Annotated in this window: 17 protein-coding genes; 3 read left to right on the plus strand and 14 right to left on the minus strand. The window is 66.6% G+C overall.

Annotated elements, in window-relative coordinates; all coding sequences use genetic code 11:
* Positions 1-185 precede the first annotated feature (185 nt).
* From ACO06X_RS03625 to ACO06X_RS03635, 3 genes are read left to right on the plus strand one after another with little or no spacing between them, the layout of a single operon-like run.
* Positions 186-1331, plus strand: coding sequence for an efflux RND transporter periplasmic adaptor subunit (locus tag ACO06X_RS03625; RefSeq protein ID WP_421839847.1), 1146 nt, complete (start codon positions 186-188; stop codon positions 1329-1331).
* 7 nt (positions 1332-1338) lie between these two features.
* Positions 1339-4479, plus strand: coding sequence for a multidrug efflux RND transporter permease subunit (locus ACO06X_RS03630; RefSeq protein ID WP_421838635.1), 3141 nt, complete (start codon positions 1339-1341; stop codon positions 4477-4479).
* Entirely contained in the window at positions 4476-5957 is a 1482-nt protein-coding gene (locus ACO06X_RS03635) for an efflux transporter outer membrane subunit (protein WP_421838636.1), read from the plus strand. Before ACO06X_RS03630 ends, ACO06X_RS03635 begins: the two co-directional genes overlap by 4 nt.
* On the opposite strand, the gene ACO06X_RS03640 is transcribed toward ACO06X_RS03635, so the two are convergent.
* The 14 genes from ACO06X_RS03640 to ACO06X_RS03705 all read right to left on the minus strand — a co-directional run bounded on the left by ACO06X_RS03640 (position 5954) and on the right by ACO06X_RS03705 (position 22258).
* Complete coding sequence (locus ACO06X_RS03640; protein WP_421838637.1) at positions 5954-7462, minus strand: AMP-binding protein; 1509 nt, start codon at positions 7460-7462, stop codon at positions 5954-5956. The two genes, ACO06X_RS03635 and ACO06X_RS03640, sit on opposite strands and share 4 nt — an antisense overlap.
* A gap of 223 nt (positions 7463-7685) precedes the next feature.
* Positions 7686-8774 (minus strand): nucleoside hydrolase, encoded by a 1089-nt coding sequence (locus ACO06X_RS03645; protein ID WP_421838638.1) that lies wholly within the window; start codon positions 8772-8774, stop codon positions 7686-7688.
* Between the two features lie 7 nt (positions 8775-8781).
* Entirely contained in the window at positions 8782-10842 is a 2061-nt protein-coding gene (locus tag ACO06X_RS03650; protein WP_421838639.1) for a prolyl oligopeptidase family serine peptidase, read from the minus strand.
* 70 nt (positions 10843-10912) lie between these two features.
* The gene (locus ACO06X_RS03655; protein ID WP_421838640.1) at positions 10913-11914 is read right to left on the minus strand and encodes an adenosine deaminase; all 1002 of its coding nucleotides are present in this window, start codon (positions 11912-11914) and stop codon (positions 10913-10915) included.
* Complete coding sequence (gene guaD / locus ACO06X_RS03660; protein WP_421838641.1) at positions 11911-13206, minus strand: guanine deaminase; 1296 nt, start codon at positions 13204-13206, stop codon at positions 11911-11913. The genes ACO06X_RS03655 and guaD overlap by 4 nt, the downstream gene beginning before the upstream one ends.
* A complete protein-coding gene (gene xdhC / locus ACO06X_RS03665) occupies positions 13203-14141 on the minus strand; it encodes a xanthine dehydrogenase accessory protein XdhC (RefSeq protein ID WP_421838642.1) in 939 nt (312 codons plus the stop codon). Before xdhC ends, guaD begins: the two co-directional genes overlap by 4 nt.
* A complete protein-coding gene (xdhB, locus tag ACO06X_RS03670) occupies positions 14141-16447 on the minus strand; it encodes a xanthine dehydrogenase molybdopterin binding subunit (RefSeq protein WP_421838643.1) in 2307 nt (768 codons plus the stop codon). Before xdhB ends, xdhC begins: the two co-directional genes overlap by 1 nt.
* Positions 16447-17868, minus strand: coding sequence for a xanthine dehydrogenase small subunit (xdhA, locus tag ACO06X_RS03675; protein ID WP_421838644.1), 1422 nt, complete (start codon positions 17866-17868; stop codon positions 16447-16449). The genes xdhB and xdhA overlap by 1 nt, the downstream gene beginning before the upstream one ends.
* A gap of 3 nt (positions 17869-17871) precedes the next feature.
* Positions 17872-18201 (minus strand): hydroxyisourate hydrolase, encoded by a 330-nt coding sequence (uraH, locus tag ACO06X_RS03680; protein WP_421838645.1) that lies wholly within the window; start codon positions 18199-18201, stop codon positions 17872-17874.
* Entirely contained in the window at positions 18198-19379 is a 1182-nt protein-coding gene (locus ACO06X_RS03685) for a urate hydroxylase PuuD (RefSeq protein ID WP_421838646.1), read from the minus strand. Before ACO06X_RS03685 ends, uraH begins: the two co-directional genes overlap by 4 nt.
* Positions 19376-19816: a 2-oxo-4-hydroxy-4-carboxy-5-ureidoimidazoline decarboxylase gene (gene uraD / locus ACO06X_RS03690; protein ID WP_421838647.1), complete on the minus strand. Its 441-nt coding sequence runs from the start codon at positions 19814-19816 to the stop codon at positions 19376-19378. The genes ACO06X_RS03685 and uraD overlap by 4 nt, the downstream gene beginning before the upstream one ends.
* Positions 19813-20193 (minus strand): oxalurate catabolism protein HpxZ, encoded by a 381-nt coding sequence (gene hpxZ, locus ACO06X_RS03695; RefSeq protein ID WP_421838648.1) that lies wholly within the window; start codon positions 20191-20193, stop codon positions 19813-19815. The genes uraD and hpxZ overlap by 4 nt, the downstream gene beginning before the upstream one ends.
* The gene (gene puuE, locus ACO06X_RS03700; RefSeq protein WP_421838649.1) at positions 20190-21077 is read right to left on the minus strand and encodes an allantoinase PuuE; all 888 of its coding nucleotides are present in this window, start codon (positions 21075-21077) and stop codon (positions 20190-20192) included. Before puuE ends, hpxZ begins: the two co-directional genes overlap by 4 nt.
* Positions 21074-22258, minus strand: coding sequence for a pyridoxal-phosphate-dependent aminotransferase family protein (locus tag ACO06X_RS03705; protein ID WP_421839848.1), 1185 nt, complete (start codon positions 22256-22258; stop codon positions 21074-21076). Before ACO06X_RS03705 ends, puuE begins: the two co-directional genes overlap by 4 nt.
* Positions 22259-22289: the final 31 nt, after the last annotated feature.

The following is a 22289-nucleotide window of genomic DNA, read 5'->3' on the forward strand; positions in this document are numbered from 1 at the left end:
AAAAAGGTGACACTACAACAGGAACGCCGGGCCTGCCGGTGGGTTTTCGCTTGCGCAGACCCGCTGCGAATTGTGAAGTGCGCGTTGTGTCCGTTGGCAAGCAGGAAAGGCGCTCCTCCAAGGTGATTCACGAATTCTGGCGGACCCGGGTTTCGGCCAGCCATCCAGCGCGCCGCAGCAATGTCATGCACCATGCGCTTTGCGCCGCAGCCGGTCTGGGCGCGCTCCTCTCGGCATGCTCGGGGCCGCCTGCAAAGCGTGTCCCGCCGACGCCCGAGGCGGGATTTGTGGTCATGCGCGAAGAGGAAGTTGCGCTCCCCACCGTGCTGGCCGGCCGCACGGCAGCCTATGAGGTGTCCGAAGTCCGGCCGCAGGTTTCGGGCGTGATCCGGGCCAGGCAGTTTACCGAGGGCTCGCTGGTCAGCGCCGGGCAGACGCTCTACCAGATCGATCCCAGCCTCTACCGCGCAGCCGCAGCAGAGGCTGAGGCGAATCTCGCGAGCGCAACAGCCCTGCGCGCCTCTGTGGCGCAGAAGGCCGAACGGCTGCGCCCGCTGGCCGAGATCGAAGCGGTCAGCAAGCAGGATTATACCGACGCGCTCGCGGCATCGCGCCAGGCATCTGCGAGCGTGGCCCAGACGCGCGCGCAGCTCGATACCGCGCGGATCAACTTGCGCTTCACGCGGGTTCCCGCCCCGATCAGCGGGCGGATCGGCAGGTCGCTCGCGACCACCGGAGCGCTGGTGACCGCCAACCAGGCCGCACCGCTCACCACGATCGAGCGGCTGGACCCGATCTTCGTCGATATCCAGCAATCCAGTGTGGATCTGCTCAAGCTGCGCCGCTCGCTCGCGTCTGGCTCGACCTCGCCGTCTTCGGCACCGGTCAGCCTCACGCTCGAGGATGGCAGCCGCTACAGCCATACCGGGACCTTGCAGTTTACCGAGCCGATGGTCGATGCCAGCACCGGAACCGTGACCTTGCGCGCACGCTTTCCCAATCCGGATGGCCTCCTGCTTCCCGGCATGTACGTCCGTGCGGTGCTGTCGCAGGCAACCGTGGCGCGCGGCATGCTCGTGCCGCAAACAGGCGTTTCGCGCGATGCACGCGGGGTCGCCACGGTCATGCTCGTCGGTCAGGGAAACACGGCGAAGCGCACCAGCATCACCGCCGAGCAGACCATTGGCGACAAGTGGCTGGTGACCGGCGGACTTAAGCCGGGCGACCGGGTGATCGTTGAAGGGCTGGGCAAGATCAAGCCGGAAGGCAAGATCGTCCCGGTCCAAGCAGGATCGAAGCCGGCGATCGGCCCGAAACAGCGCAAGCCTTGAGCCGGGCATGATTTCCCGCATTTTCATCGATCGCCCGATCTTTGCGTGGGTCATCGCGATCGTCATCATGCTGGGCGGGCTCGGCGCGGTCTATACGCTGCCGATCGAGCAATATCCCGATATCGCTCCGCCTTCGGTCAATATCCGCGCAAACTATCCGGGCGCTTCTGCCGAAACGCTCGAATCCAGCGTCACGCAGGTGATCGAGCAGCAGCTGACCGGCATCGACGGCCTGATCTACTTCACCGCGTCATCCAGTTCGTCCGGCTCGGCCACGATCACCGCCACCTTCGCCAAGGGGATCAATCCGGATATCGCGCAAGTGCAGGTCCAGAACAAGGTCCAGCAGGCCCTGGCGCGGTTGCCGCAGCAGGTGCAGCAGCAGGGGCTCACGGTCACCAAGGCCAGCTCGGACTTCCTGATGATTGTCTCGGTCTACGATTCGACCGACCGGGTGACCAACAACGACGTCTCGGACTTCCTCGTCTCGAACCTGCAGGACCGGATCGGGCGGATCGACGGCGTGGGCGATGTCAGCGTGTTCGGGTCGCAATATGCGATGCGAATCTGGCTCGATCCCTTCAAGCTTGCCGCGGTCAAGCTCATGCCCTCGGACGTGACCAGCGCGATTCAGGCGCAGAACACGCAAGTCGCAGCGGGCCAGATCGGCGCCCAGCCCTCCTCGAACGAGCAGCGCCTCACCGCCACGGTCACGGCGCGATCGCGGCTGACCACGCCCGAGGAATTTCGCAAGATCGTGCTCAAGACCCAGAGCGACGGATCCCGTGTGCTGCTGCAGGACGTGGCGCGGATCGAACTGGGCGCAGAAAACTACAGCATCGTGAGCCGGTTCAACGGCCACCCGGCCGCAGGGCTTGCCGTGCAGCTCGCACCGGGTGCCGATGCGCTCAAGACCGCCGAACTGGTCAAGGCCGAAGTCCAGGCCCAATCGGCAACCTTCCCGGACGGCTTCAAGTTTGCCTATCCGGTCGACAGCACGACGTTCATCCGCCTCTCGGTGGAAGAAGTCGTCAAGACCCTGATCGAAGCCATCATTCTGGTGGTCATCGTGATGTTCGTGTTTCTGCAGAGCTGGCGCGCCACGCTGATACCCGCAATTGCGGTGCCGGTGGTGCTGCTGGGCACCTTCGGCGTTCTTGCCATCGCTGGGTTCAGCATCAACACACTGACCCTGTTCGGCATGGTGCTCTCCATCGGCCTGCTTGTCGACGATGCGATCGTGGTGGTCGAGAATGTCGAGCGGGTGATGGACGAAGAGCCCGATATCTCGGCCCATGACGCCACCATCAAGTCGATGGGCGAGATCCAGACGGCCCTCATCGCGATTGCCCTCGTCCTTTCCGCCGTGTTTCTGCCGATGGCGTTCTTCGGCGGTTCGGTCGGTGTGATCTACAAGCAGTTCTCGATCACCATTGTCGCCTCGATGGCACTCTCGGTGATTGTGGCTCTGGTGCTGACCCCCGCGCTCACCTCGACCTTGCTGAAGCGTCCCGATGCCGGGGCAAAGCCGCAGGCGGGCCTGCGCGGATGGGCGGCGCTGCAGGGCGATCGTTTCAATGCGTGGTTCGCCCGCACATCGGATCGCTACCGGGAACGCGTGGCGAAAACGATAGCGGGCGCGAGGGGGGCAATGGCCGCCTATGCCGCGATCGTAGGCTTGCTGGTGCTCGTCTTCACTTTCCTCCCTTCCAGCTTCCTGCCGGTGGAGGATCAGGGCCGCGCCCAGCTACAGTATACGCTGCCCCCGGGGGCGACCCAGCCTCGCACAGAGGCGGTCGCGAAGATCATTCAGGACTACTTCCGCACATCGATGCAGGATGGGGTCGAGGCGGTCTACACCGTATCGGGCCAGGGCGGCGGCGGCGGCGGCGGGCAGAACGCGGGGCGCGGCTTCATCCTGCTGAAGCCGTGGGACGAGCGCACGGGAAGCGCGCTGAGTTCGGACTCGATCACCAAGAAGGCGACTGCCGAGCTGGGCAAGCTGCTGCGCGATGCGGAATTCTTTGCGCTGGCGCCGCCTGCTGTGCGCGGGCTTGGCCAGTCGAACGGCTTCACCATGCAATTCCTAAACACCGGGGGATTGAGCCGCGCCGAATTCAAGGCCCGGCGCGATGCCCTGTTGCAGGATGCGCAAAGTGATCCCGCCCTCGCCGCCATCCGCCTCGGCACGCTCGAGGACAATCCGACGCTTGCGGTGACAATCGACGACGAGAAGATCGGCGCGCTGGGGCTGACTTCCACGCAAGTCGATCAGACGCTCGCCACGGCATGGGGCGGCACTTATGTGAACGACTTCATCGACCGGGGCAGGGTCAAGCGCGTCTATGTGCAGGGTGACGCGCCCTATCGCAGCCGGCCCGAGGATCTTGCGAACTGGTTCGTCCGGGGCAACACGGGAGAAATGGCGCCCTTCTCCGCGTTCGCCAAAGTCAGCTGGGGGCAAGCACCATCGAACCTGTCCCGCTTCAATGCGACACCGGCGTACCAGATCCAGGGCCAGGCCGCGCCGGGCCACAGTTCGGGCGAAGCCATGAACGCAATCGCTGCGCTGGCGGCGAAGCAGCCGGGAACCTCGGTGGCGTGGTCGGATCTGTCCTTTCAGGAACGCCTGTCCGGAAATCAGGCGCCCTTTCTCTATGCGATCTCGCTGCTCGTCGTGTTCCTGTGCCTCGCGGCGCTTTATGAAAGCTGGTCCGTGCCGTTTGCGGTCATGCTGGTGATCCCCATCGGACTCCTCGGCGCGGCTCTTGCCGTCTGGCTGCGCGGGCTGGACAATGACGTGTTCTTCCAGGTGGGCCTGCTCACCACGATGGGCCTGTCCGCGAAGAACGCGATCCTCATCATCGAATTTGCCGAGCAGGCCGAAAAGGCTGGAAAATCGGCCGTGGAAGCCGCGCTTGAGGCCGCGCGACTGCGGCTGCGCCCGATTGTCATGACCAGCCTTGCCTTCATCTTCGGCGTGCTACCGCTCGCGCTTTCGACCGGCGCGGGGGCCAAGAGCCGCGTCGAGATCGGCACCGCCGTGATCGGCGGCATGCTGACGGCCACTGCGCTCGCGATCTTCTTCGTGCCGCTGTTCTTCGTGCTCGTCCGCCGGGCGTTCAGCCGCAGGAGCAAACCGGCATGAAGCGCGCAGCATCCCTCCTGCTGATCGCGGCGCTGCCGGGCCTGCTGGGTGCATGCAGTCTCCAGCCCAAGTACATGCGGCCCGCGCCGGCAGTTCCAGCAGGCTGGCGGATCGCCGATCCGGCCCTGCTGGCGAGCGAGACCGATCTTGCCGCGCTCGGCTATCGCGCGATCTTTCACGATATCCGGCTGCAAGCCCTGATCGAGCGCGGGCTGGAACATAGCCAGGACCTCAAAGCAGCCGTGGCCAACGTCGCCGCCGCACGCGGGCTCTACCGCGTCCAGCGCGCCGCGCTGCTCCCCGCGATCAACGCAGCGGCCGCTGCCACCTTGAACGATGGCGGCAGCGGCAACGTCGGCAGCGGCAACGTCGGCAGCGGCAACGTCGGCAACGGATCAGCGGGCGGCGGGCTGCGCGAAAACTACAGCGTCAACATCGGCGCATCCGCGTTCGAGCTCGATCTGTTCGGGCGGCTGCGCAGCCTCAGCGATGCCCAGCTCAACGCCTATTTCGCAACCGAGCAGGCGGCCCGCGCGACCCGGCTGACCCTCGCCGCCGATATCGCCGACGTCTACTTTACCCTCGCGGCCGACCGCAGCCTGCTGGCGATAGCACGGCAGACCGCGGTCAGCGCCCAGCGCAGCGTCGCCCTTACCAGCGCCCGCCTCGCCGGCGGGGTCGCGCCGCGAACCGATCTGCGGCAGGCCGAAACCATTCAGGCAACGGCGCGTTCGGACCTGGCGAACCTGACGACAATCGTCGAACAGGATCGCAACGCGCTCGAACTGCTCATCGGCGGACCTGTGCGCGATGCCGATCTGCCAGACGCGATCGAAAGCGTCGACAGTCAGGTCGGGCCGGTTCCGGTCGGGCTCGCCTCAAGCATCCTGCTCCGCCGACCGGACGTGATGGAAGCGGAATACCAACTGCGGGCCGCCAATGCCCGTATCGGCGCCGCGCGCGCTGCCTTCTTCCCGCGCATCTCGCTCACCGGCGCGGGCGGCCTTGCGAGTTCGGCGCTGTCCGGGCTCTTCACCGGCGGTGCATTCGCCTATAATGCCGGAGCATCGGCCAGCCTCCCGATCTTCGCCGGGGGTGCCAACAGCGGCAATCTTGCCGCCGCGCGTGCACAGACCGAGGCGGCGACGGCCACCTACCAGCGAGCGATCCAGCTCGCCTTCCGCGACGTCTCCGATGCCCTCGCGCGCCGGGCGACGATATCAGATCAGATTGCCGCACAGTCCGCGCTGGAGGCGGCGGCCCGCGATACCGCCTTTCTGACCACCGAGCGGTATCGTGGCGGCGTTGCCTCGTTCCTCGAAAGCCTCGACGCGCAGCGCGCGCTCTACGCCGCGCAGCGCTCGCTGATCAGCGCCCGGCTGCTGCGCGCAAGCAACCTCGTCGCGCTCTACCGCGCGCTGGGCGGTGACGATTTCTCCGGTGTGGCAGCTCCGGGCAATGCCGTTCAAAGCCGCTAGATTTCTTCTGAAAAGAGACCGGCGAACTGCCGCCGAAGCTCGGCTTTCAGCACTTTGCCCATGGCATTGCGGGGAAACTCCGGCACGATGCGGATCGCCTTGGGCTGTTTGAAGCGCGCCAGCTTCTCGCGGGCAACCGCCTCGATCGCGGCGGGTTCCAGATCAGGCCGCGCCGCCGTCACCACCGCAACCACACCTTCACCGAAATCGGGATGCGGCACGCCGATGATGGCAACGTCGCTGACCCCGTCCACTTCGGCGAGCACCATTTCCAGCTCCGCCGGATAGATGTTGAAGCCGCCCGAAATGATCAGGTCCTTGGAACGACCCGCGATGGTCACGCGCCCGGTCTCGTCCTTGAAGCCGGTATCGCCCGTCACGAAGAACCCGTCCGGCCCGATCGCTTCTGCCGTCGCTTCGGGCCGCCGCCAGTATCCGGCGCACAGGTTGGGGCCCCGGATCTCGATCTCGCCAACCTCGCCCGGCGGCAGTTCGCCCCGCCCTTCCCCGCCGACCACGCGCAGTTCCACCCCCGGCAGCGGATAGCCGACAGTCCCTGGAATCCGGCCCTCCGGCGCATAGGGGTTCGAGGTGATCATCGCCGCCTCGGTCATGCCGTAGCGTTCCAGAATGCGGTGCCCGGTGCGCGCCTCGATCTCCGCGAACACCGAAGGCAGCAGCGGCGCCGAACCGCAAATCATCAGCCGGATGGTCCGCACCGCCTCGCGCCCGAAATCCGCCCGCTCCAGCAGCCGCGTGTAGAATGTCGGCACGCCCATGAACACGCTCACCGTGGGCAGCAGCGCCACGACTTTCGCCGCATCGAACTTGCCCAGCAGATGCACCGTCGCCGCGCTGTAGAGCCCCAGATGCAGCGCCACGAACAGCCCATGCGCATGGAACAGCGGCAGGCTGTGCAGGATGCTGTCGCTATCCGAAAACCGCCACGTGTCAAACAGCGCCGCCACATTGGACGAAAGGTTGCGGTGCATCAGCATCGCGCCCTTGGGCCGCCCGGTGGTGCCCGAAGTAAACAGGATCGCGGCGAGATCGGTCTCCGCCATCGTCTCGACCGTCAGATCCGGCTCAAGCCCTGCTGCCAGCGCGGGCAGCGTGCCTGAACCGTCCGGCTCCAACGTCATGCGCTGCGGCGTATCACCCTCCGGCACTGCCGTTGCGCTGCCATGCACCAGTAGCACCGGCTCTGCGTCCTCGATCAGCAGGGCAAGCTCGCTCGCGGTATAGGCCGGGTTCACCGGCACCGCGATCGCGCCGGAGGCCAGCACCGCCAGATAGGTCAGCGCAAAAGCGGGCGAGTTTTCCGCCTTGATCATCACCCGGTCGCCGCGCGTCACGCCCAGCTGCGCCAGTGCCGCGCGGTACCGCCCGATCGCCGCTGGCAATTCGCCAAACGTGCAGACCGTCTCGCCCTGCCACAGCCACGCCGGCTTGGCCTCGTGCCCCGCATGGCGGGCAAGGAATACGGCAACGAGATTGGCATTCATGGCGCAAGCCTCCGCAGTATTTCGACGTTCCTTAGAACGCACACGGCGCCGCTGTCACCACCCGCGCGCGGCCGGGATGGGTTCGCGCAGAGCCCGCAGAGCGCGCGGAGTTGCCAGCGCATACGGCAAAGCCGCTTCAATTCATCAAGTGATCAGCAAAGCGCATCGCCTGCGGCGCACACGGCATCTCTGCGCTCTCTGCGGGCTCTGCGCGAACAAATCCCTACTTCTCCCCCAGCGCCCTCGCCATCAGCGCTTCCATGCGCGGCACATCGACCGAGAGCACCACATCGGCCTGCCCCTCGTCGAGCCCCGGCCTGTACGCATCATGCCAGGTCAGCATGTCGCCATAGCCCGGCCCGAACTGCACATCGAAATCATACCACAGCCGCTCCGCCTTCGTGACGATGGACGGATCGAGCCAGACCGCCACAGCAATCTCGTCCCACATCGGAAAGCCCGGCTCCATCCGCCGCAGGAACGCCGCCACTGGCGGGCGCGAGGCCTTTGCCAGCCGCTCCAGCAGGGCGGGCGAAAGCTGCGTCGCGGTCGAAGGATCGGCGGGCACGATGGTCACCTTGGGCCAGGGCGCATGCGCCGCCATGCTCGCCGCTTCGGGATCGAAGCGGATGTTGAACTCGCGGCGCGGCGTGTTGACGAACTCGCGCGCGAAATCCGCGGCGGACTTGCCCTCCAGCACCTGCCGGGGCGCAAGGCTTCCGCCCATGATCACCAGTTCCTTGACCAGCGAGGCAAACTCGGGATCGAGCCGCTGCGCCAGCGCCAGATTGGTGAGCGGCCCGGTCGCAAAGATTGTCACGGCATGCGGATGCGCCCGCACCGTGCGGATCAGGAACTGCGCCGCCGGTTCGTTCAGCGCCTTGAGCTTGGGATTGCCCCACGGCAGGTCCACCGGATCGAACGGCCCGTGATAGGGCGGGGCCGATTGCGCAGTCGGCTCCGCCCACTGCTTCATGAACGCGCCCTTCCACACCAGCTTGCCGTAAAGCGCCTCCCACCGTTCGGTGCGCACCTCGCTGTTGAGCAGCGGAAAGGTCGCGCCCTCGGCCACCGGCACTTCGGTACGGCCCAAGAGTTCCAGCCCGCGCAGCACCATCGCGGTTGCACGGTTGGCCCAGACGTTGCCCGAAACCGTGGTGATCCCCAGCACCTCGATGCGGGGGTCCTCCAGCAGCATCAGATGCGGGATCGCGAAACCCTCGTCATCGATGATCACCTGCCGCTTCGCCTCGGCGGCCCACGCAGGTGCCGCCAGCAAGAGCAGAAGCGCCAGAAGAACCCGCCGCAGCATCAGCGCCTCACTTCGTCTTGCCCGCATCGGTCCGATACTTGTCGAACCACGCAAGGATCGCCGATGCCTTCGCCGCCGATTGCGAAGGCCGCGCGGTGAACCCGCCGTGGCTGGCCCCCGGCACCTTGACCAGCGCAGTCGGCACGCCCCGGATCTGCAGCGCGGCATAGTACTGTTCGGATTCGCTCACCGGCGTGCGGAAATCCTCGCTCCCCACCACGACCATCGTCGGGGTCTTCACGTTGCCGACCAGCGAGAGCGGCGAGCGGTTCCAGTAGCTCATCGGGTCTTCCCAAGGCTGCTTCTTGAACCAGTAGCGCGAGGTGAAGCCGGTGCCGTCCATGGTCAGCGCCTCGCTGATCCAGTTGATCACTGGCTTCTGCGCCGCTGCCGCCTTGAACCGGTCGGTCTTGCCCACGATCCAGCTGGTCAGCACGCCGCCGCCCGAACCGCCCGTCACGAACAGGTTGTCAGGATCGGCCACGCCCTTCGCGATCGCCGCATCCACCGCGCTCATCAGATCGCCGTAGTCGTCGCTGGGGTAGTTCTTGTCGATCAGGTTGGCAAAATCGCTGCCATACGAGGTGGAGCCGCGCGGATTGGTGAACAGCACCGCATAGCCGTGCGCCGCATAGAGCTGATCGTCGGTCGAGAAGACCTGACCATAGGCGCTGTGCGGCCCGCCATGGATTTCAAGGATCAGGGGCACGCGCTTACCCGCCTGATACCCCGGCGGCAGCACGAGCCAAGCGCCGATCTTGCGCCCGTCGCTCGCGGTGACGTCAAACGGCTCAACCTTGCCGAGCGTCTTGGCCGAGAGCTGTGTCTCGTTCAGCTGTGTGACTTGCCGCTTGCCCACGAAGAGATTGGCCGGACGCGCCCCGCCACTCGCATCGCCGGTCCAGGCAATCACCCCGCTCTTGGAAACGCTGAAGTTACCCCCGGTATAGGGCCGGTCGATCCCGCCCCCCGCCAGCCCTTCGGCCAGCACCGTCAGCTTCCCCGCCAGATCGACCCGCGCCACCTTGCGCACGGCCTTGTCGTCATAGGCGACATAGATCGAGCGCCCGTCTGCGGACCACTGCACATCCTCGATGCTGCGATCGAGCCCGGCGGTCAGCGCGCGTCCGTTCGAACCATCACGGTCCATCACATAGAGCACATCCGGCTGGTAGCTCAGGTGCGTGTCGTCATAGCCGAGGTAGGCGATCCGGCTGCCATCGGGCGAAACCACGGCGCCATGATCCGGCCCGTAGCGCCTGGTCAGCTGCGTCAGCGCTCCGCTCGCCACATCCAGCGCAAAGACCTCGCTGTCATTCGGCTCGCGCTCCCAATCGCCCCGGCGGTTCGAGGAGAGCACCAGCGTCTTGCCGTCGGGCGCAAACGAGAGCGGCCCCGAAACATCGAATTTGCCGAAGGTCAGCTGGCGCGGTGCCCCGCCGTCGGCAGCCACGACAAACACCTGATCGTACCCCGGCTTGATATATCCGCCACCATCGGCGCGGTACGTCACGCGGTCGATCACTTCGAGCGGCTCGGCCCACTTCGCGCCCTCGGGCTTGGCGGGCGCTTCACCAAACTTGGTCGCCTCGCCCGGCAAGTGCATCACATAAGCGATCAGCTTGCCATCGGGCGACCACGCGAGGCTCGAAGGCGAATCCGGCAGCCCGGTGATCCGCGCCGTCGCCCCGCCCTCCATCCAGCGGACGTAGAGCTGCGGCGAGCCGCCCTCTTCCATCCCGACATAGGCCAGCCGCTTGCCATCTGTCGACCAGACGGGCGAGAACTGCGAGCCCGAGCCCGCCAGCGGCACCTGCTCGCCCGTCTTGGCATCGACCAGCCAGATGGCAGAGCGCATCTTGTCGGCCATCACATCACCCGCCTTGCGCACATAGGCGACGCGGGTTCCGTCCGGGCTGATCTGCGGGCTATCCGCCATTTCCAGGCCGAACAGATCGGACCCGGCGAACACGCGTGAAGGCTGCTCGGTCGTCGCAGCGGGTGCGGACTGCGCGACGGCAGGCACTGAAGTTGAAAACAGAAGCAGGGCAAGCGTCTGGCGAAGCATGGCAAATTCCCATGTGATGGAACGTTGCACCGTCCTTGGCCTGCGCGCCCGCTCCCGCGCAAGAGGTGTTTTATGCGCCTGCAACAGCGTCGATCGCCGCAAGGTGCCGCGCCACTGCGTCCGGGGGCAGGAACGAGCCGGTAAAGCTGTTTTTGGCGAGCTGCACCAGATCCGCGCGCGACAGCCGCCGCGCTTCCACCACCGCGCGGTAGTTGTCCGCGACATAGCCACCGAAATAGGCCGGATCATCCGAATTGATCGTGGCCTTCAGCCCCGCCGCCAGCATCCGGTCGATCGGGTGATCGGCCAGATCGTCCACCACGCAGAGCTTGAGATTGGAGAGCGGACACACCGTCAGCGTCATCCCCTCAGCCGCCAGCCGCGCCACTAGCGCCGCATCTTCCAGCGCCCGGTTGCCATGGTCGATCCGGTCGACCCCCAGCACATCGAGCGCCTCATGGACGTAGTCCGGAGGCCCCTCCTCGCCCGCATGCGCCGTTAGCCGCAGGCCCTTGGCCCGCGCCGCCGCAAACACCCGCGCGAACTTGCTCGGCGGATGCCCCACCTCGCTCGAATCCAGCCCGACAGCCGTGATCCTGTCGAGCCAAGGCTCCGCCATTGCCAGTGTCTCGAACGCTGCTTCTTCCGAGAGGTGCCGCAAAAAGCTCATGATCAGCAGCGAAGTGATCCCCAGCCGCGCCTCGGCCTCGGCCATAGCCGCCAGCAGCCCTTCGATCACCGTGGCAAAGGCGATCCCCCGGTCGGTATGCGTCTGCGGATCGAACATGATCTCGGCATGGACCACGCCGTCCGCCGCCGCCCGCTCGAAGTAGGCCATGGCGAGATCGCGAAAATCCGCCTCGGTCTGCAGCACGCCCGCGCCCGCATAGTAGATGTCGAGGAAGTCCTGCAGGTTGGAGAAGGCATAGGCCGCCCGCACCTCATCCACGCTGGCATAAGGAATGGCGATCCCGTTGCGCTCCGCCAGCGCAAACATCAGCTCCGGCTCAAGGCTCCCCTCGATATGGAGGTGGAGCTCGGCCTTGGGCAGGCTGGCGATGAAATCCTTCACTTGCGTCCTCCATCACGGTCCCAGGCGCAGCGCCCCAGCACGTACGTCCGCCGCACGGCCCGATCATCGCCCAGTACCTGCAGCGCAAACAACCGCTCCGCCAGCGATGCCCCCGCCGTCCGCCGCGCCATCAACGGCGTTGCGGCATCATCGAGCACCAAGAAATCCGCCTCCTGCCCCTCGGCCAGCATGCCGACTTCGCTCTCGATGTGGAGCAGCCGCGCCGATCCGCCCGTTGCCAGCCACAAGGCGCGGAAGGGATCGAGCACATACCCACCCGGCAGCCCCGCCTGATAGGCCAGCCCGCCATTGTGGAGCAGCGAAAGCGAAGTCCCCGCCCCGATATCCGAGCCCAGACCCAGCCGAACCCCATGCCGCTGGCCTTGCGCAAAATCGAACATGCCCGAACCCAGGAAGAAGTTCGAACTAGGGCATACCGCAATCCCCGCGCCCGTTTCCGCCAGCCTTGCGCAAGACCGGTCCGGCAGATGCACCCCATGCGCAAACACCGAACGCTCCGTCACCAGTCCGAACCGGTCATAGGCATCGAGATAGTCCGCCGCTCCGGTGAACCGTGCCGCCACCTCGGCAATCTCCGCGTGGTTCTCTGCCAGATGCGTGTGCAGCAGCACCCCCGGATGCGCGGCCAGCAATTCCCCCGCCACGGCCAGCTGCGCATCGCTCGACGTCAGCGCAAAGCGCGGCGTCACCGCATAACCCAGCCGCCCGCGCCCGTGCCATTTGGCGATCAGCGCCGCGCTCTCGGCACGCGCCTCCTCCACGGTATCGCGCAAACCATCCGGCCCCAGATCCATCAGCACCTTGCCGCAGATCATGCGCAGCTCACGCGCCTCCGCCGCTGCAAAGAACGCTTCCACCGAGGCCGCATGCACAGTGGCAAACACGAGCGCGCTGGTCGTCCCATGGCGCAGCAACTCATCGAGGAACTCTTCCGCCACGCCCGCCGCGTGGGCCGGATCGGCAAAGGCCTTCTCCGCCGGAAAGATATGCCGCTCCAGCCAGTCGAGCAGCTGCGCCCCATGGCTCGCGATACGGCCAAGCTGCGGATAATGGACATGCGCGTCAATGAGGCCGGGGACGATCAGCCCGTCCAGCTGCTCCACGGCAAGCCCGGGAAAGCGAGGGCTCACGACGTCAAAGGCCCCGCGCGCCACCACACGCCCGGCTTCTACCACCAGCAGCCCGTCCGCCTCATGCCGCACCGCCTCCGGCGCTTCCGCCGGATCGTGCGAAAGGCTCAGAAGTTCACCCCGAAAACCCTTGATACTCATGCCGCCACTGCCTGCACGGCCTGCGCTTGCGGCAATTGCAGCAGTTGCGCCAGCAGCGCCACCGCGATCACGTCGGGCTCCTTCCCCGTCACGCCGGGCAGGCCGATCGGGCAGGTCAGCCGCCCCCGCGCTTCCGCCGAAACCCCGTCCCGCTCCAGCCGCGAAAGGAACCGCGCCCGCTTGGTCTGCGATCCGATCAGCCCGGTAAACGCAAGCGAAGGCCGCCGCAGCGCCGCCAAAGTCAGCCTGTAATCAAGCGCATGGTCATGCGTCAGGATCACCAGCGCCGCCTCGCCAGGAGCCTCCGCCACGCATTGCTCAGCCGCCGCCTCGGGCACCACCGTCACACCCGAAATCGACTCAAATACGGGCCGCGTATCAAACCACGCCAGCCGGATCGGCAGACCGGCTGCATGCCGCGCAATCGCCTGTCCCACATGCCCCGCGCCAAACAGATAGAGCGGCCGCCGATAGCCCCCGATCACTTCGGCGAAGCGCGACCCTTCGCGCGGTTTGTCGCCCCGCGCGCCAAGCACCGCCGCCGGACCATCGCCCACGTGCCGCTCGATTCCACCGGCGCGCAGCACGCTCACCAGCACGCGGCCCTCGCTCGCCCCGGCCAGCCAGCCCAGCGCATCGCGGTCCACATGCTCGACCAAGAGCCGCACCCGCCCACCGCAGCACTGGCCCAGCAGTGGCCCCAGCGGATAGTCCTGCACCCGCCACGTGCCCGGCGCATGGCCGAGCACCGCAAGCGCCTGCTCCACCGCGCGAAACTCCAGCGCCCCGCCGCCGATGGTGCCGGTGAGGCCGTCCGCCGTCACCAGCATCCGCGTCCCCGCCCCGCGCGGTGCAGAGCCTTCGGTCGCGAGCACGCTAACCATCGCGACCGGCCCCGCCGCCGCCAACTGCGCCAGATCGCCCAACCAGTCCATCACAGGCGCATCCCGCCAATCGCGCGCAGCACTGCCTCAGGCGTCGCCGGCGCATCGAGCTTCGGCAGTTCCCGAACCTCGGGCGCCGTCGCGGCAATCGCCGCCGAGATCGCGCAGAACACCGAATTGGCCAGCATCAGCGGCGGCTCACCCACGGCCTTTGAGCGGTGGATCGTCAGCTTCACGTTCACCCCGTCCCACAAGTCGATCCGCATCCGCTTGGGCCGGTCGGACGCTGTCGGCACCTTGTAGGTCGCGGGCGAATGATTCAGCAGCCGCCCCTTCGCGTCCCACTCCACCACTTCGGTCGTCAGCCAGCCCTGCCCCTGCACGAACCCGCCTTCGATCTGCCCCCGGTCGATCGCCGGGTTCAGCGAGCGCCCCACATCGTGCAGGATATCGACGGCCAGCACCTTGTGCTCACCCGTCAGCGTATCGACCACCACTTCCGATACCGCCGCGCCATAGGCAAAGTAATAAAACGGCCGCCCCCGGTGCGAGGCCCGGTCGTACTCAATCTCCGGTGTCGCGTAGAACCCGGTCGAAGACAGCGAAATCCGGCCCAGCCACGCTTTGCGCGCCGCCTCGGCAAAGCTCATCCGCACATCGCCCGCGATCACGCCCTCAGCGGTAAACCTGACGTCATCCGCCGCGCAGCCAAACACCCCGGCCAGAAAATCCGCCATCCGTTCGCGGATCGCCGTGGCCGCGCGCCATGCCGCCATGCCGTTGAGGTCCGCGCCTGAGGACGCCGCCGTCGCCGACGTGTTGGGCACCTTGTCAGTCCGTGTCGCGGTAATCCGCACCGTATCGACGCCAACGCCAAACACATCCGCCACGATCTGCGCGATCTTGATGTGCAGCCCCTGCCCCATCTCGGTCCCGCCGTGGTTCGCCTGGATCGAACCGTCCGAATAGACATGCACCAGCGCGCCCGCCTGATTGAGATGCGTCGTCGTAAAGCTGATCCCGAACTTCACCGGCGTGAGCGCGATCCCCTTCTTGAGCACCGGGCTGCCCGCATTGAATGCAGCAATCGCCTCACGCCGCGCATCATAGCGCGCGGTTTCCCGAAGCCGCGCAACCATTTGCGGGGCAATGTTGTCCTCGATCGTCATGCCATAGGGCGTTACATCGCGCCCCGGCCCGTAGAGATTGCGCTGGCGCACATCGAGCGGATCGAGCCCCAGCCGCGCCGCCACATGATCGCACACCCGCTCGATCGCCAGCATCCCCTGCGGCCCGCCGAAGCCCCGGAACGCCGTTGCCGAAACGGTGTTCGTCTTCAGCCGCTCCGAGACAATCTCGACGTCCGGCAGGAAGTAGCAGTTGTCGGCGTGGAACATCGTCCGGTCGTTGATGCCCGGTGAGAGGTCCATCGTCGCCCCGCAGCGCCCGCCAAAGCGCAGCTTTACGGCCGTGAGCCGCCCTTCGCCATCATGGCCGACGTCATAGTCAACGTCGAAATCATGCCGCTTGCCGGTCACGATCATGTCGTCATCGCGGTCGCAACGGAACTTCGCGGGCCGCCCGGTATGGTGAACCACCAGCGCGGCGGCGGCTGCAAACAGCGCGGCCTGGCTTTCCTTGCCGCCAAACGCCCCGCCCATGCGCCGCACTTCCACGGTGACGTCGGCGCTGGGACGCTTCAGCAGATGCGCGACCAGATGCTGAACTTCGCTGGGATGCTGGCTGGAGGAGACGACATGGATCTGCCCATCTTCCCCCGGCCGCGCGTGGGCGACCTGTCCTTCCAGATAGAAATGGTCCTGCGCGCCGATGCGCAGCGAACCCGCAAGACGATGCTCCGCCGCCGCCAGCGCCGCATCGGCATCCCCGCGCGCCATGCGCTGGTCAGCCTCGATCCGCGAGCCCGCTGTGCGCGCCTGCTCCACGGTGATCGCAGGCTCCTGCGGCTCGTAGCTCACCTTGCACAGACGCGCCGCCTTGCGCGCCGCCAACCGCGTTTCCGCCGCGACCAGAAACACCGGCTGTCCATGGCTCACCACCTCACCATCCGCCAGCACACGGTCGTCATGCGCAATCGGGCCGACATTGTTTTCGCCGGGAATATCCGCCGCCGTGTAGACCGCCACCACCCCCGGAAACGCGCGCACGGCATCGAGGTCCATCCCGGCAATCCGCGCCCGCGCCTCGCTCGAAAGGCCGAAGGCCAGATGCAACGTGCCCGGCAGTTCCGGCTCATCATCAACGTAGCGCGCCAGCCCCGCCACGTGCAGATGTGCGCTGTCGTGCGCCAGCGCCGGCATCGCGGCTTCTGGCCAGAGCGGATTGCTGTCCGCCATCAGCAGGCCTCCACATCGAGCACGGAAACGGCGACGCCCTGCTCGCGGTGCCACAACCGCCACAGCAGCGCGGAAGCCGCCTCGATCCGATAAGCCGCGCTGCCACGCACGTCGGAAAGCGGGCTGAAATCCGCCTGCAGCGCCTCAGCCGCCGCCGCAATTGTTGCCTCGCTGAACGGCTTGCCCACCAGCGCCGCCTCGCATCCCGCAGCCCGCCGCGGCGTCGCCGCCATGCCGCCAAAGGCCACGCACGCGAAGGTGATCGTCCCCGCATCCACGGTCAGCGCAAAAGCTCCCAGAACTACCGAAATATCGCTGTCAAACCGCCGGGAGAGCTTGGAAACATGCACAACACTACCCGCCCCCGGACGCGGCACGAAAACGCTTTCGACAAATTCGCCCGGCCGCCGGTCCTGCTTTCCGTAATCGAGGAAAAAGGCGTCCAGCGGCATCGTCCGCCGCCCCGCCGCCGACCGCAGCGTCAATTCCGCCCCCAGCGCAATCAGTGCCGGCGGCCCGTCACCGATGGGCGAACCATTGGCGATATTGCCGCAGACCGTCGCCGAAGAGCGCACCTGCAAGCCCCCGATCCGCCGTACCAGTTCGCCCAGATCGGGATGGAGCCGCGCCAGCGCCCCGTGCGCCTCGGCATAGCGCACACCCGCGCCCAGCCGGACGCCCTCCGGCGTCTCTTCGATGGCCTTGAGGTCCGCCACATCGCCGATGAACACGAGGCAACCGAGATCGCGCAGCCCCTTAGTTACCCACAGACCGACATCGGTCGCCCCCGCTACGATCCGGCTTTGCGGATGCGCAGCCAGCACTTCAACCAGCTCCTCCGAAGAACGCGGCACAAACCACTGCCGTCCTTCGAAACTCCCGCTCGCCATCGCATGGCCCGCAAGCTCGGAAAGCCCCGCCAGCACCGCGCTGTCGTCCTGCGCCAGCCTTGGCACCGTCTCCCCGGCAGCAAGGATCGGCCCATAGCCCGTGCACCGGCACAAGTTCCCCGCAATCGCATCCGCCACCGGCAGTTCGCTGCCCAACGCCCCGATCGCCCGCCCATGCAGCGACATCACGAACCCCGGCGTGCAGAACCCGCACTGCGAACTCCCGTTCCCCGCCATGCACGTTTGCAATGGGTTGAGCATGCCGACCGGCGCAAGGCTCTCCACCGTCAGCACCGCCTTGCCGTGGACCATCGGCAGAAACAGGATGCAGGCGTTGACCGCACGCCACTGCACCGCCCCGGCCCGCGCCTCGCCCACCAGCACCGTACAGGCCCCGCAATCGCCTTCCGCGCAGCCTTCCTTGGTCCCGGTGCGCCGCAAGGGCCCACGCAGGGTCTCGAGCAGCGTGCAGGTAGGATCGGGCTCCGCCAGTTCCACCACCGCGCCATCAAGCAGGAAGCGCACCCCCACCGCTCAGCTCCCCCGATAAGTCGAATAGGCGAAGGGAGAGACGAGCAGCGGCACATGGTAGTGCCCGTCGTCGGACACCCCGAACGCGATCCGCACATCGCCCAGAAACGGCGGATCGGGCAGCGAGGCACCTTCCGCAGCAAAGTATTCCGCCACCGCAAACGTCAGCGCATAGCGCCCCGGCGCCAGCTCGGGCATCCCGGGGCAGCGCCCGTCCGCATTGGTCTCGCCCGCAAACAGCGCCTCGCCGCTGGCATCCTCCAGCCACAGCTGCATTCCCGCCGCGGGCTTGCCCTGCATGGTATCGAGCACATGGGTCGAAATCGTGGTCATCGGGGTGCTCCTGCCTCGATCCAGCGGCCCAGCGCCTCGCGCTCGGCCTTGGTCATCCCGGTCGTGTTGCCCAGCGGCATGATCTCGGCATCGACGGCCACTTTCTTCACCCGCGGCGCAAACTGGCGGGCGTGTTCGTGGCTATCGAGCATAACGCCAAGCGGGGCCGCAGTGACGAGATCGCTGGTGGGCCTCGCCGCATGGCAAGAGACGCAATGCTTCTTGAAGATCGGCTCGACACTCGCCCAGTCGGCAGAGCCGCCCGCCGCTTTTACAGCGCCCGCCTTCTCTGCCGAAACATAGGTCACGCTCACCAGCGCCAGCACCGCCGCCACCAGCATCGCACGCCCCAGCGGCTGGCCCCGGTGCCGCAAGTTGAACACGTGCCGCACCGCCACGCCCGTCGCACCCAGCACCGCGAGCACCAGCCACGGCCGCTCGGCGCCGAAAGTCATCGCGTAGTGATGGCTGATCATCACGAACAGCACCGGCAGCGTCATGTAGTTGTTGTGCAGCGAACGGCTCTTCGCCGCCTTGCCAAGCGCCGGATCGGGCACCTCGCCCTTCACCAGCGCGGCCACGACCTTGCGCTGGTTGGGGATGATCACGAAGAACACGTTGCCGACCATCGCCGTCCCGACGATCGCCCCCACGTGCAGATAAGCCCCGCGCGCGCTGAAGATCTGGCAGAGCCCCCAGGCCGCCGCAACGAGCACGGCATACCAAGCCGCGCCCAGCATCCGATCATCGCGTGCCAGCGGTGAACGGCACAAGCCATCATAGACGAGCCAGCCGGCAACCAGCGCCGCCGCGCCGATCCCGGAGGCCTGCAGCGGGGTCAGCGCGGCCTTGGCCGGATCGATCAGAAAGCTTGCCGCGCCCACCCAGTAGACCAGCACGAGCAGCAAAAAGCCCGTAATCCACGTGGTATAGGCCTCCCACATGAACCAGTGCAGGTCCTCGGGCATCTGGCTCGGCGCGACCTGGTACTTCTGCTTGTGGTAAAACCCGCCGCCGTGGACCGACCACACCTCGCCCGAAGCCTCGCCCGATTTGGGCGGCACCAGATGATTGTCGAGCCACACGAAATAGAACGAGGAGCCAATCCACGCGATGCCCGCCGTCAGGTGGAACCAGCGGATCGCCAGATTCAGCCATTCGGCCCAATCTATCGTCATCGCGCATCCTCCAGCCGGAGCCGCACGATCTCCCCGATCTGCGCAATCGCCGTGGCAATCTCGGTATCGCGGGTCTGCGCCAGCCGCGCCTCCATCGCCGCGAGAATGCCCGCCTTGTCGGTCAGCCTCACGCAGATGATGAAGGGAAAACCGAAGCGCTCGCGGTATGCCGCGTTGAGCGCATGGAACCGCGCAAACTCCTCTTCGTTCAGCCGATCAAGCCCTGCGCTGGCCTGCTCCGCCGCCGATGCCTCGGTCAGCGTCCGGTCGATCGCCGCCTTGCCCGCCAATTCCGGATGCGCACGGATCAGCGCCAATTGCTCCTCAGGGCTCGCCGCATGGACCACCGCCATGAGGTCCGCATGCCGATCCCCGCTCGAAGGCAAGGCATCCGCCCGCGCCTCGACCCACGGGCTATGCTCGAACAGCGCCGTCACGAGCCCGCTCCTTCCAGACTGACATGCGCGGAAACGACCTTCCAGCCGTCGGCAAACTTCACCCAGCTCTGGCTCTGCCGCCCGCGCCGCTCGCTGCCCTCGCGAAAGAACTCCGCATCCGCCGTCGCAAAGGCGGTACCATAGACCGTGATCGCCACGTGCCCCAGCCGGCGCTGCGGCGAACCACCGCGCCCTTTGCGAAATTCGCGGATGGCCTCGATCCCCCACAGCACCTCTCCCACGCCGAAGCGGTTGGTCGTTGGCGCATCACGAAACAGCGCATCCATCGCGGGCAGATCATCCGCCATCAATGCGCGCTCATACTCCTGAAACGCGGCTGTCACTTCGGCGAGCAGCACCGGATCGTTGATCGTCATGCCGGATGCTCCGCCGCCCAGTGCCGCGCGATATCCACGCGGCGCGCAATCCAGGCGTCACCGCTGGCAATCACATGATCGAGAAAGCGTGCCACCGCCCGCGCCCGCCCCGGACGCCCGGCAATCCGCCCATGGAGGCCGATGGACATCATCCGCCCGCCCTCTTCGCGCAATTGCTCAAAGGTATCGCGCAAGTACCTGAAAAACTGCTCGCCCTCGGTAAAGCCATTGAGCGACACGATCTTCATATCGTTGGCATCGAGCGAATAGGGCACGATCAGCTGCGGCTTGCCATGGCGCCGGTCCCAATAGGGCAGATCATCGGCATAGCTGTCCGCATCATAGAGAAACCCGCCTTCCTCCACCACCAACCGCGCCGTGTTGGGAGAGGTCCGCCCCTGATACCAGCCCAGCGGCCGCGCCCCGGTCAGCTCGGTGTGCAGCGCAATCGCCTTGGCAATATGCTCGCGCTCCACCTCTTCGGGTACATACTGGTAGTCGATCCAGCGATAGCCGTGGCTGGCTACCTCCCACTCGGCTTTCAGCATCGCCTCGACCACCGCAGGATTGGCCGCCATCGCCGCCGCCACGCCGAACACCGTCACCGGAACGCCCCGCTCGGTGAACAGCCGGTGCAGCCGCCAAAACCCGGCACGGCTGCCGTATTCGTAGAGGCTCTCCATCGCCATCGCGCGTGCCGGATGGCTCGCCGCGCCCACCATGTCCGAAAGGAACGCTTCCGAACCCTTGTCGCCATTAAGAACCGAGTTCTCCGCGCCCTCCTCGTAGTTGATCACGAACTGCACGGCGACTTTCGCCCCGCCCGGCCAGCGGGCCTCGGGCGGCTTGGCCCCATAACCGACAAGATCACGCGGCAGGGTCATGCCGCGTCCCACGCCGCCAGCGCCGCCGGCACCGCCGCGCCCAGCGGAACCTTGTGGTCTGCCGCCGTCAGGCATGCCTCGAGCGCGCCCAAAGTCAGCAGCACCTTGTGCTTCATCGCGTTGTAACCCATCGCGCCGAGCCGCCAGATCTTGCCCTGCAGCGGCCCGAACGCGGTGCCGATCTCGATCTCGAAATGCTCGCGCATCGCGGTGCGGATCGCCTCGCCGTCGACGCCTTCGGGAATATGGACCCCGGTCACATTGGTCATCCGATAGGCATCGTCGCCAAACACGGTGAGCCCCATCGCGCGCACGCCCGCCGTCATCGCCGCGCCCGCCTTGCGATGCCTTGTGAAGCGAGCCTCCAGCCCCTCACCCAGCGCCACCCGCGCACATTCGCGCGCGGCATAGAGCATCGAGGTCGCCTCGGTATGATGGTTGAGCCGCTTCTCAGACCAGTAGTCCATGATCATCGCGAGATCGAAGTAGTTGGAGGGAATGCGCGGGCCCACGCCATCGCTGATATCCGCGCGCCGGATGCCCTGCTCCACATGGCGCCGCGCAAAGATGCGCTCCGCCGCCCGGTCCGAAATCGTGATCGGCGCCGAACCGGAAGGCCCGCCAAGGCACTTCTGCAGGCCGGCGGTCACCACATCGACACCCCAGCGATCCGCCGCGATCTCCATTCCGCCCAGCGTCGCGCAGGCATCGATATAGGCATAGGCCCCCGCCGCCTTGCACAGATCGCCGAGCCCCTCGAGCGGCTGCGCCATCGTCGTCGAGGTATCGCCATGCACGGTCGCGACAACCTTGGGGCCAACCCGCTCGATCGCTTCGGCAATCGCCTCAATCGGCACGACTTCACCCCAAGGCGCGCTCACCTGCTCGATCTTCGCCCCGATGCGGCCGAGAATCTCGGTCAACAGCAGGCCGAACCGCCCGAAATTGACCACCAGCACCGTGTCACCCGGCTCGACGAGGCTCACCAGCGAAGCCTCGATCGCCGCACGCGCGGTGCCGTCGATCAGCATCGTCCACTGGTTCCCGGTGCCGAACACCGGGCGATAAAGCGCCATGACCTGGTTCATGAACCCGGTCATCTCGGGATCGAACTGGCCGAGCAGGTCCGCCGCCATCGCGCGCAGCACGCGTGGATGCGCATTGACCGGCCCCGGCCCCATCAGCAGGCGCTGCGGTGGATCGATCTCGCCG

Source organism: Novosphingobium sp. (assembly GCF_965229225.1).
In the GTDB taxonomy this organism is placed as follows: domain Bacteria; phylum Pseudomonadota; class Alphaproteobacteria; order Sphingomonadales; family Sphingomonadaceae; genus Novosphingobium.